Source organism: Guyparkeria sp. (assembly GCF_046540515.1).
In the GTDB taxonomy this organism is placed as follows: domain Bacteria; phylum Pseudomonadota; class Gammaproteobacteria; order Halothiobacillales; family Halothiobacillaceae; genus Guyparkeria.
In genome coordinates this window covers 1-9,875 of record NZ_JBKHFB010000067.1, presented here as the reverse complement: position 1 = coordinate 9,875, position 9,875 = coordinate 1, and the positions used below count along the sequence as shown (strand labels likewise).

At 67.5% G+C, this 9,875-nt stretch carries 11 protein-coding genes and 3 tRNA genes; 8 read left to right on the top strand and 6 right to left on the bottom strand.

The window, feature by feature from the left end:
* The 7 genes from ACLFRM_RS07940 to ACLFRM_RS07910 form a co-directional block, all read left to right on the top strand.
* Positions 1 to 1,134 (top strand): FAD:protein FMN transferase (locus ACLFRM_RS07940; protein WP_410755201.1); only part of this gene is annotated, 1,134 nt, incomplete at its 5' end.
* 17 nt (positions 1,135 to 1,151) lie between these two features.
* Positions 1,152 to 1,937 carry an energy transducer TonB gene (locus tag ACLFRM_RS07935; protein ID WP_410755200.1) on the top strand — a complete coding sequence of 262 codons (786 nt, stop codon included), beginning with the start codon at positions 1,152 to 1,154 and terminating at the stop codon, positions 1,935 to 1,937.
* A 249-nt stretch (positions 1,938 to 2,186) separates the two neighbouring features.
* Positions 2,187 to 2,603, top strand: a complete 417-nt coding sequence (dksA, locus tag ACLFRM_RS07930) for an RNA polymerase-binding protein DksA (protein ID WP_410755199.1) — start codon at positions 2,187 to 2,189, stop codon at positions 2,601 to 2,603.
* Entirely contained in the window at positions 2,596 to 3,177 is a 582-nt protein-coding gene (locus tag ACLFRM_RS07925; protein WP_410755198.1) for a peptidylprolyl isomerase, read from the top strand. Before dksA ends, ACLFRM_RS07925 begins: the two co-directional genes overlap by 8 nt.
* A gap of 57 nt (positions 3,178 to 3,234) precedes the next feature.
* The gene (locus ACLFRM_RS07920) at positions 3,235 to 4,377 is read left to right on the top strand and encodes a ribonuclease D (RefSeq protein ID WP_410755197.1); all 1,143 of its coding nucleotides are present in this window, start codon (positions 3,235 to 3,237) and stop codon (positions 4,375 to 4,377) included.
* A 29-nt stretch (positions 4,378 to 4,406) separates the two neighbouring features.
* Positions 4,407 to 4,631 carry a BolA/IbaG family iron-sulfur metabolism protein gene (locus ACLFRM_RS07915; RefSeq protein ID WP_410755196.1) on the top strand — a complete coding sequence of 75 codons (225 nt, stop codon included), beginning with the start codon at positions 4,407 to 4,409 and terminating at the stop codon, positions 4,629 to 4,631.
* Between the two features lie 54 nt (positions 4,632 to 4,685).
* Positions 4,686 to 4,931 (top strand): DUF1244 domain-containing protein, encoded by a 246-nt coding sequence (locus tag ACLFRM_RS07910; RefSeq protein WP_250076314.1) that lies wholly within the window; start codon positions 4,686 to 4,688, stop codon positions 4,929 to 4,931.
* A gap of 76 nt (positions 4,932 to 5,007) precedes the next feature.
* Here ACLFRM_RS07910 and ACLFRM_RS07905 read toward each other — a convergent pair whose 3' ends face one another.
* A complete protein-coding gene (locus tag ACLFRM_RS07905) occupies positions 5,008 to 5,970 on the bottom strand; it encodes a hypothetical protein (protein WP_410755195.1) in 963 nt (320 codons plus the stop codon).
* Between the two features lie 162 nt (positions 5,971 to 6,132).
* Between ACLFRM_RS07905 and ACLFRM_RS07900 the strand changes: the two genes are divergently transcribed.
* Positions 6,133 to 6,891 carry a spermidine synthase gene (locus ACLFRM_RS07900; protein ID WP_410755194.1) on the top strand — a complete coding sequence of 253 codons (759 nt, stop codon included), beginning with the start codon at positions 6,133 to 6,135 and terminating at the stop codon, positions 6,889 to 6,891.
* Between the two features lie 74 nt (positions 6,892 to 6,965).
* On the opposite strand, the gene ACLFRM_RS07895 is transcribed toward ACLFRM_RS07900, so the two are convergent.
* The 5 genes from ACLFRM_RS07895 to ACLFRM_RS07875 form a co-directional block, all read right to left on the bottom strand.
* A tRNA-Asp gene (locus tag ACLFRM_RS07895) sits at positions 6,966 to 7,042 on the bottom strand.
* 12 nt (positions 7,043 to 7,054) lie between these two features.
* Positions 7,055 to 7,130: transfer RNA gene (locus ACLFRM_RS07890), tRNA-Val, on the bottom strand.
* A gap of 2 nt (positions 7,131 to 7,132) precedes the next feature.
* Positions 7,133 to 7,208: transfer RNA gene (locus tag ACLFRM_RS07885), tRNA-Gly, on the bottom strand.
* A 192-nt stretch (positions 7,209 to 7,400) separates the two neighbouring features.
* The gene (locus tag ACLFRM_RS07880) at positions 7,401 to 9,272 is read right to left on the bottom strand and encodes a cation:proton antiporter (protein ID WP_410755193.1); all 1,872 of its coding nucleotides are present in this window, start codon (positions 9,270 to 9,272) and stop codon (positions 7,401 to 7,403) included.
* Between the two features lie 225 nt (positions 9,273 to 9,497).
* On the bottom strand, positions 9,498 to 9,875 hold a 378-nt coding region (locus ACLFRM_RS07875; protein WP_410755192.1), incomplete at its 5' end, for a DsrE family protein.

Here is a 9,875-nt window from a genome sequence, read left to right as displayed (position 1 = left end):
CACCGGGCAGGACGTCACCGGGCGAATGCTCGATCGCCTGGCCAGTCGCCTGGCCGATCACGGCACGCGATGATCGACCCGCGCCGGCGCGCGTTGCTCGGCGGCCTGGCCACCCTGCCGCTGGCCGCCCTCCCGGCCTGCCGATCGTCGCCTGAGCTTACCGAGGTCGGCTTCAGCGTATTCGGCCAGGTATGGACCCTGCGCTTCGCCGACACCCCGGCCGAGCAGGTGAATGCCGCCGTGCGGGCAGCCGAGTCGATCGTCGAGCCACTCTACCGTCGGCTGCATCCCTGGCGTGACAGCGAGCTGACCCGATTGAACCGCCGGCTTGCCGAACGGGGCGAGGCCACCGTCACCCCGGAAATCCGCGCCCTGATCCGATCGGCCCGCCCCCTGTTCGAGGCCAGCGGTGGACGCTTCGACCCCAGCATCGGCGGACTGGTCGCACTGTGGGGCTTCCATCGCGACGCCGACGACACCCCGGTCGCACCACCCGCCGAGGCCAAGCTGGATGACTGGCTGGCCGAGGCCCCGTCGCTCGACGACGTGCGCATCGAGGGCGAACGCGTCAAGGTGAGCAACCGTCGGGTGCAGTTCGACTTCAACGCCCTCGCCGAGGGCTTCGCCGCCGAACGGGTGCTGGCGGAGATCGAGTCACTCGGGGTGCGCGACTGCCTGCTCGACTCCGGTGGCGACCTGTACACCCTGGGCCGCGCCGGCGCACGCGACTGGCAACTGGGCGTTCGCGATCCGCGCGCCGAATCCGGGGACAGGGCGGCACTGGGCGGCGTGGCGGTATCGGGTCGCCACGCGTTGTGCAGCTCGGGCAGCTACGAGCGGCAATTGCGCTATCGCGGCGCGCGCTTCGGCCACATCGTCGATCCACTCACGGCTCGCCCGGCACACAGCAACACCGGCACCACGGTGCTGGGCCGCGAACCGGCCCTCACCGATGGGGCGGCCACCGCCCTGATGCTCCTGTCACCGGCCGAGGCGGGGGCGTTTGCTCGTACCGTGGGGCTCGACGGCATCCTGCTGGTGACCGAGAATGGCACCCCGTGGCGAGATGCCGGGATGCGCTCTGCCATGGGGTCGACGCCCGCCGGGCGCTCAATCGACTGGCACAGGATCTGACAACAGGGATGCCTCGCATGGCAGCGACACGAGAACGGCACCGCCACGACACTCGGCCCGCAACCCGAACCGCGCTGGGCTCCTCGAAGGTGTTCCCCGTCGCGGTCGCGATCGCGGTTCTCGCCCATCTTGGGCTTTTGCTGGTCGAAATCACCCGCACGGAGGTGGAGCGTCAGCCGATGATCGAGATCACGCTGGATGCCCCCGAGGCCGACCGCAGCTTCGACGCCGGCCGGGAAACCGACGAGATCAATCGCGAAGTGCCGGCCGACCCGATGCTCGCCGGCCAGGCGGGGCCGGCGAGCCCCACAGACACCCTGCGCGAGGACGGCCGCGGGCTGCAGCAGCAGGGCGCCTGGGCGGCCAGCGACACGCCACGCAACGTCTCCACCCAGGACCAGATCGACCAGCTCTACGAACAGGTCAACGCCGCGCTGCGCACCGGCTACGCCACCAGCCGCACGCAGGGCGGCCCGGCAGGGCGCTACCTCGCCCGATGGAAACGGCAGGTCGAGGCCTACGGCAACCAGAACTATCCGAATGCCCTGGTGCAACAGAATCTTTCGGGGCAGGTGATACTCGAGGTCACCATCGGCAAGAAGGGCCACATCCTCAATCTCGCCATCCGTCGGTCGTCTGGCAACCCGGTGGTCGACAACGCCGCGCGCAACCTCCTGCAGGCCGCCGCTCCCTACCCCGCCTTCCCCGACGAACTGGCGGCAAAACACGACCGGCTGGTCATCACGCGCACCTGGGTATTCACCAGCGATCGCCAGATGCGCGACGAGTCGGCAAGCCCTTGATTGACAACCAACCGATTGAGAACCGCCAGCCCGTTCCAGCGGGCGTTGCGCTCACCGGGCACCGCCCCTATACTTGCCCGTCGCCCGTTCCTGGCCACGGCCCGGAGAACGAGGCAGGCAGCGGCCCCGGGGAGTTCAGCGCGATCGCACCGCCCCCGGGCGGCCCCGACCGGGGGCGTTTCGCGAGTCGTCATTCGGCGCTTTCACTTTCAATTTCAGCGTCTGCTCGGGCAGAAGTGGTGGATAAACATGGCAGTTGAACTCCCGGAAGGTTACAAGCCCTCGGAAGACGAGGAATACATGAACCCGATGCAGCTGGAGTACTTCCGGCAGAAGCTCCTGACCTGGCGCGACCAGTTGATGACCGAGTCGGACTCGACCATCAACCACCTGCGCGAGGAGAACTGGCAGGAGCCGGACATCAACGACCGGGCCACGCTGGAATCCGACGCCGCCCTCGAGCTGCGCACCCGCGACCGCTACCGCAAGCTGATCAACAAGATCGACAAGGCCCTCAAGCGCATCAACGACGGCGACTACGGCTACTGCGAGGAGACCGGCGACGAGATCGGCCTCAAGCGCCTCGAGGCTCGCCCGATCGCCACGCTGACCATCGAGGCCCAGGAGCGCCACGAGCGTCTCGAGCGTGTCCAGCGCGATGATTGACGTCGCTCGTCGACTGGCGGCCACCGCCCCGATCGCGTCGCTGGCGCTGGTTTCCCTGTCGGCGACCGCCGAGACCCAGGTCCGCCTGCAGACCAACCACGGCCCCATCGTCATCGAACTGTTCGACGAGAAGGCGCCTGCCACGGTCGACAACTTCGTCGCCTACGTCCGCGACGGCTTCTTCGATGGCACCATCTTCCACCGCGTGATTCCCGGCTTCGTCATCCAGGGCGGGGGCTTCACCGAGGACTTCGAACGCAAGTCCACCCGCGCGCCCGTCGAGAACGAGGCGGACAACGGCCTGAAGAACCGTCGCGGCACGCTGTCGATGGCACGCACCAGCGATCCGGACTCGGCCACCTCGCAGTTCTTCATCAACCTCGAGGACAACGCCTCCCTCGACCAGCGGCCCGGCAATGCCGGCTACGCGGTGTTCGGCCGGGTAGTCGAGGGGATGGACACCGTCGATGCCATCGCCGCGATCCCCACCGGCGCCGCCGGCCCGTTCCGCCAGGACGCCCCGCGCGAGACGGTGCGGATCGAGTCGGCCGGCGTCGTCGAGCCGGGCGAATAACCCGGGGTGCGCCGCCCCCCGTCGCCAGTATCGACGCCAGACCCCGTCGACAGGCGCATGAACCCCGAAGCCCCCCAGGTCCGCTTCGTCAGCCGCGACGAGGAACTCGACGCCCTGCTCGAGGCCATGCGCAGCGCCGACTACCTGCCGCTCGACACCGAGTTCGTCCGCGAACGCACCTACTTCCCCCAGCTGGCCCTGCTGCAGATCGCCACCACGGATACCGTCTGGCTGGTCGACCCGGTCGCCGGCCTGGACCTGTCACCCTTCTGGCAGGAACTCGTCGGTAGCGAGACGCCGGTGATCCTGCACGCGGGCGACCAGGACCTGGATTTGATCCTCTCCGCCGCCGGACGCCTGCCGCCGCGGGTCTTCGACACCCAGATCGCCGCCGAGCTGCTCGGCATCGGCGGCCAGATGAGCTACGCCGCGCTCACCGAGGCCCTTCTCGGCACCCGTCTGGACAAGGGCGAGACGCGTAGCGACTGGCTCGCCCGCCCTCTGAGCGAGACACAGATCGATTACGCCGTGCAGGACGTCGCCCAGCTCCACGCCCTCTTTCCCATCCTCGAGCAGCGCCTTCGCGAGACCGGTCGTCTCGAATGGATGGCCGAGGAAACGGCGCGACAGCTCGACCCGACTCGCTTCAACCCGCCCGACGATCAGCGTTGGAAAAAGCTGCGGGGCGTTCAGACGCTCAACCGTGCCGGCCTTGCCGTTCTGCAGGTGCTGGCGGCCTGGCGCGAGCGGCTGGCCCGCGAACAGGACCGCCCCCGCCGCTGGGTATGGGGCGATCAGCCCCTGCTGGACCTGGCCCATGCGATCGCTCGGCGGGCCGCCGACACCCCGCCCGACGCCGCGAACATCGACGCGCAGATCGCGCGGGCACGCTCGCCGCTGGGCCGGGATGCAACGGCCCGCCATACGCTGGCCGAGGCGATTGCCGCCGCCCTGGCGGGTGACCCCGCGGACTGGCCACGATTGCCTCGCCCACCGGCCTTGCCGCCAGCCGAGCGCGAACTGGTAAAATCACGCCAGAGCCAGCTGGCCGCCCTTGCCGCCGAACAGGGCATCTGTCCTGGACGGCTGGCGACCAGCGCCGAATTGAAACAGCACCTGGCCAATCCGGATCGGCCATCACGGCTCACCCAGGGCTGGCGGGCCCCATTGCTCGCCCCCATCCTGCAGGCACAAGACTGAACCGCATACGACCGGAGGACCATCCGCAGATGACCGACAACGAGATCATCGAGCTGATCCAGGCCGAACTGCCCGACGCCCGCGTGCGCCCTGACGGAGAAGGCTGCAATTTCCGCATCGCCGTGACGAGCAACGCCTTCGTCGGCAAGTCGCTGCTGCAGCAGCACCAGATCCTCAACCGCATCCTCAAGCCGGCCCTCGAGTCGGGCGAGCTGCATGCGGTCACCTTCGATACCCGCACCCCGGACAACTGAGCCGCGGTATCGAACACCACCCAGCCCAACAGAACGCGAGGATCCCGCATGGCCATTGATTCCAGCAACCGCGACCAGCTCGAGGCCGCCGCCTTCCGTCGGCTGGTGGCGCACCTGCAGGAACGCACCGACGTGCAGAACATCGACCTGATGAACCTGGCGGGTTTCTGCCGCAACTGTCTGTCGCGCTGGCTGCGCGAGGAGGCGGAGAAACAGGGCATCGAGCTGGCGGACGCCGATGCCCGCGAGCACGTCTACGGCATGCCCTACGAGGAATGGAAGGCGCGCTACCAGAAGTAACGCCCGGCCTCCGGCACCACGAAAAACGCCCGAGCGATCCACGCTCGGGCGTTTGCTCGTTCCGGGCGCGCCCCGGCTACAGCAGGGACGGCCACTCCCCGCTTTCGAGCGACTCGGCCGCTCGCTCGCGGTAGAACTCGACCTGCGCATTCTGGAACGGTTGGGTGTCGTTCGCGGTGATCACCCGATACCAGCCGGTATAGATGGCGAGCAGATCGTCGACACCGAAGCCCGACACCTCGCGCGGATCGGCACTTTCCTGCTCGAGCTCGCCCAGCTGTTCCTCGAGGATCTCGTGCAGGCGCACGATCACCGCCGCGATCGGATCGTCTCGATGGCGCGATTCGGTGCCACCGAGCATGCGGGCGGCCTTATCCACCGCCCCGGGGTGGGCCTCGAGCTTCTCGGCAACCGAGTCGAGCATCGGGGCGGCCTTCTCCAGCGCGCGCGAGGCCGGTACCGGAAAGCCGCGGCCCTGCGTGGACTCCACCTGCATCTTGCCGATCTCCATTGCCGTGACCATGCGCGGCAGGCCGGTTTCCTCGGCCCGGCGAATGGCGACGTCGAAACGGTCCGGCGTCATGCCCATGCCGCTGCCGAGATACTTGAGATAGGCGATACTGAGATTCTCGCGCTCGAGGTAGACCTGGCTGCCTCGGCGATAGGTCATCACCTCGTCGAGCGGCAGGCGCTGCTCGACCTCCAGGTCATCCGGGTCATCCGAGACGATGCGCGCCCCCGACAGGGGCGTCCCGCCGGAGGGGTGGCAGGTGCCGCTGAGGGTCTTTCCCTTGCCGGTCTCGACCTTGTTGATCCGCAGGGTCACGGTGCCGTCGTCGTGCAACTGCTCGACGAAACCCACGGCGTAACCGTCGAGCTCGGGGTTGGGCTCGAACATGGGCACGAACACCTTCTCGCCGACGTCGAGTTTCGCCGCGTTGACCAGGCCGCCGACGACCAGCAGCATCGTGCCGAGGACGATTGCGGCGAGGCGGGGGACGGCCCGCTCACCGGCCTTGCCCATGCGCGCCGCTGCCATCGTTCGCCCCGTTGAAAGGGAGGTCCACATCATCATTACCTCGAACTACCTGTGTATGACGTATTCACGACCACGCGGCCCCACCGAAGGACCCGGCATACCGGGCGGAGTTCCCCGGGCAGGCCGGGCAACCGCGGTCGAACCGGCCGGGAGGGGTCGCCGGTGAGGCCCCGGGTTCTCGAGAGGGTGACCGACGAGCACGGCCCGATCGACGTGATCGAGCAGGGCGGCGAAGTGGCACTGCACTTCGGCAACCACACCTCACAGTCGGCCTGGCGCCCGGCAGAGCCGGAGAAACTCTGCTTCGCGTACTACCGGGCCATGACGCTGCCCCTGGCGCTGCACCCCGGGGCGACCCGCATCGGAATCCTCGGGCTCGGTGGCGGCGTCCTGGCGAAGTTTCTTCTGGAACATACCGAGTCTAGCATCCACGCCGTGGATCTGCGCCCGGCGCTTGCCCCCCTGGCCGCACGGCATTTCGGACTCGCACTCGACCACCCCCGCCTCACGCTGCGGTTCGGCGACGTCACCGCAGCGAACTGGGAGCCCCCGGCGCCGCTCGACGTGTTCCTGCTCGACCTGTTCGACCAGGACGGCATGGTCCGCCTGCCCGACCGAACGGTGGAACGCCTCGCGGCCGCGATCGCCCCCGGCGGCATGATCTGCCTCAACCTGTGGCGCAACCACATGCCGATGGTGGTCGAGGCCCACCGCCAGCTCTCGGCCCACTTCCACCCGGACGCGCTGGTCGCGCATGTCCCGGACAGGCTCAATACGGTGATGACCTACCGCCGCGAGCCGTGGCAGCCGGCGGATCTCGAGGCGGGGCTCAAACGCCTGACCGCCGCCCCCGCGCCGCTGCGACGGGCCCAGGGACAGGCCTGGCAATGGCTGCAACCGCTGCGGGGACAGCGTCGGTAGGGAGAGCGCTCGCGCCGCGGGTTTCCCGGGCGCAGACGAAGAAAGGCCCGCCATCATGGCGGGCCTTTCGGATGTGGCGCAGCGGACGGGACTCGAACCCGCGACCCCCGGCGTGACAGGCCGGTATTCTAACCAACTGAACTACCGCTGCTTGTAGAGATGATGGTGGGTGGTGAGAGGCTCGAACTCCCGACCTAAGCCTTGTAAGGGCTCCGCTCTACCAACTGAGCTAACCACCCGATGGAGCGGGAAACCGGATTCGAACCGGCGACCCCAACCTTGGCAAGGTTGTGCTCTACCAGCTGAGCTATTCCCGCGCATCTCTCGCGACCAATCAATCGACCGCGTTTGCTAGAGCGCGCATTATACAAACCCGGATTCGTGACGCAACCCCTTGGGGACGCCAATGACGAAAAAATTTCGGTCCGCCGTCGGTCGATCGGTTCATCTCCTTGATCACAGGCCGGAAATCCCCCCCAGGGCAGGCATAGGCCGGCAACCCGGCCCGATCAGCCCGGCAGCCGCTCGCCACTCGTGGCCGGCGCACCGCCAGCTTCGCGCGCCGCCGGCCGGTCGGCGTCGGGGGACGGCTCGTACAGGCCGATCAGTGTCCAGCCCGGCCCCGGACGCTGGCTGAGCTCGTTGTTCATGGGGCGTAGGTTGCCACTGGGCGTGATCCCGAACAGCAGCTCGCCTCGCCCCTCGTAATGCACGAGGTACTCGCTGTAGCCGAAGTTCTCGGTCAGGCGGGTGCTGAACAGTTCCGCGCCGGCCTCGAACAGCCGGAACAGGTGCCCGAGCGACACACTCTCACCGAACAGGCCACGGGCATTGAACTGGCTGGTGATGCGCTGATTCTCCGAGCCAGCCACCTCCTGCGGGGTCTGCAGCACGAACACGTTCGACTGGCCGAACTCGTGCCGATAGCGGACCGCGGCGAGGTTGTTGATCTCCGACTGCGCCGACATGGCGAACATCTGCCCGATGCCGACCAGATCGAGCTTGCGGTCGGCCGCCTCGGAGACGGGGTTCCCGTAGTAGGTCTCCAGCCCGTCCATGCGGGCCTGACGAATCTCGCTGTAGTTTCCGTCGGCGATCACGACCCGAAAGCCGTGTTTTCGCAGCACCTTGGCGATTTCACGAGTCACACGATTGGCCCCGACGATCAGCACGCCGTGGTCCTCCGGCAAGGCGATATCGAGTGCCCTGGCCAGGGGGCGGGCGGTCAGGGAGGCCAGCACCACCGTGCCGACGATAATGATGAAGGTCAGCGGCACGATCACCTCGGCCCCCTCCACCCCCTCGTCAACCAGCTTGAGCGCGAACAGGCCCGAGACGGCCGCGGCGACGATGCCGCGCGGCCCGATCCAGGCGATCATGGTCTTCTCGCGCCAGTTCAGCCCGCTGCCGATCGCCGACAACCAGACCTTCAACGGCTGGGCCACGAGCACGATCGCCGCCAGCACCAGCAGCGCGCCGAATCCCACCTGGCTCAGGGTGGCCGGATCGATGCGCGCGGCCAGCAGGATGAACAGCCCGGAGATGAACAGGATGCTCAGGGTCTCCTTGAAGTGCAGGATGTCGTCCAGTGGCACACCGCGCATGTTCGCCAACCAGATACCCATGACGGTCACCGCGAGCAGCCCGGACTCCTCGGCCAGCACGTTCGAACTGGTGAACACCGCCAGCACCGCCGCCAGCACGGTCACGTTGATCAGGTAATCGGGCAGCGCGTGGCGCAACAGCAGCTGCCCCAGCAGCCAGCCGCCGGCGACACCCAGCACCGTTCCGAGCCCCACCAGCTCGAGGAACGGCAGCACCACCCCACCAAGACCCGCCGCGCCGGTCTGCGACTGGGTGACGATGAACTCGTAGACCAGCACGGCCATCAGCGCCCCGATCGGGTCGATGATGATCGCCTCCCAGCGCAGGATCTTGCTGACCCGTGGACTGGGGCGAACGATGCGCAGCAGGGGCGCGATCACCGTCGGCCCGGTGACGACCACCAGTGCCCCGAACAGGAAGGCGATCGGCCAGTCCAGCCCGACGAACCAGTGCGCCGCGGTCGCCGCCACCCCCCAGGAAATCACTGCACCGAGCGAGACCATGCGGGTGATGGTCGACGAAACCCCCTGGATATCGCGAAAGCGCAGAGTCAGGCTGCCCTCGAACAGGATCACGCCGACCGCAAGCGAGACGATAGGAAACAACAGATCCCCGAACAGGTCGTCCGGGTTGAGCAGCCCGAAGACCGGACCGAGCGCGATGCCGATCAGGAGCAGGAACAGGATCGGCGGCACCTTGACCCGCCAGGCGAGCCACTGGGCGGCGATGCCCAGCACCACGATGGCGGTCAGGGAAAGGAGAATCGTGTCGTGCATCAAGAGGCTCGCTAGGGACCAGCGGGCATGATAGACGCTATCCACCCCCTCGACGAATCACGGGCCGGGTCACGAGTGGCTGGAACAGTCAGCCTGAGACAACACGTCATCGGCCCATGCCGGGATCCAACGTCGTCACACCACCCGGTACCGACAGGAAACCCGGGACCGGCCCGGGTTGATGGCGATGCCTTCGATCAAAGCCGTCCCGACCGGGACGCTTGCCTACGGGTGAATGTAGGCCCACCCCTCTGCCTGACGATCCGCGAGGTGCGCGACACCCGACGCCACCACATCCGACTCATCGGTGTAGTAAAGGTCGTCCTTCACATCCAGACCCTTGCCGCGCAGGGTATTGGCACAGACCTTGATCTCGACACCCTGGGCCTTGACGTTGTCGATGGCGGCCTGGAGCTGCTCGTCCTTTCGCGCCTCGGTCAGCATGTTGATGCCACCGCCGTGGACGGCGATCTCGATCCGGGTCTCCTCACCGGACGGCGAGTTGACGTGATTGGTCACGTTGCGCAGGCCTGCCTTGATCTCTTTCATGTCCGCCTTGTTGAAATGGTAGACGACCTGCTTGGTCTTCTCGGTCTCGGCCAG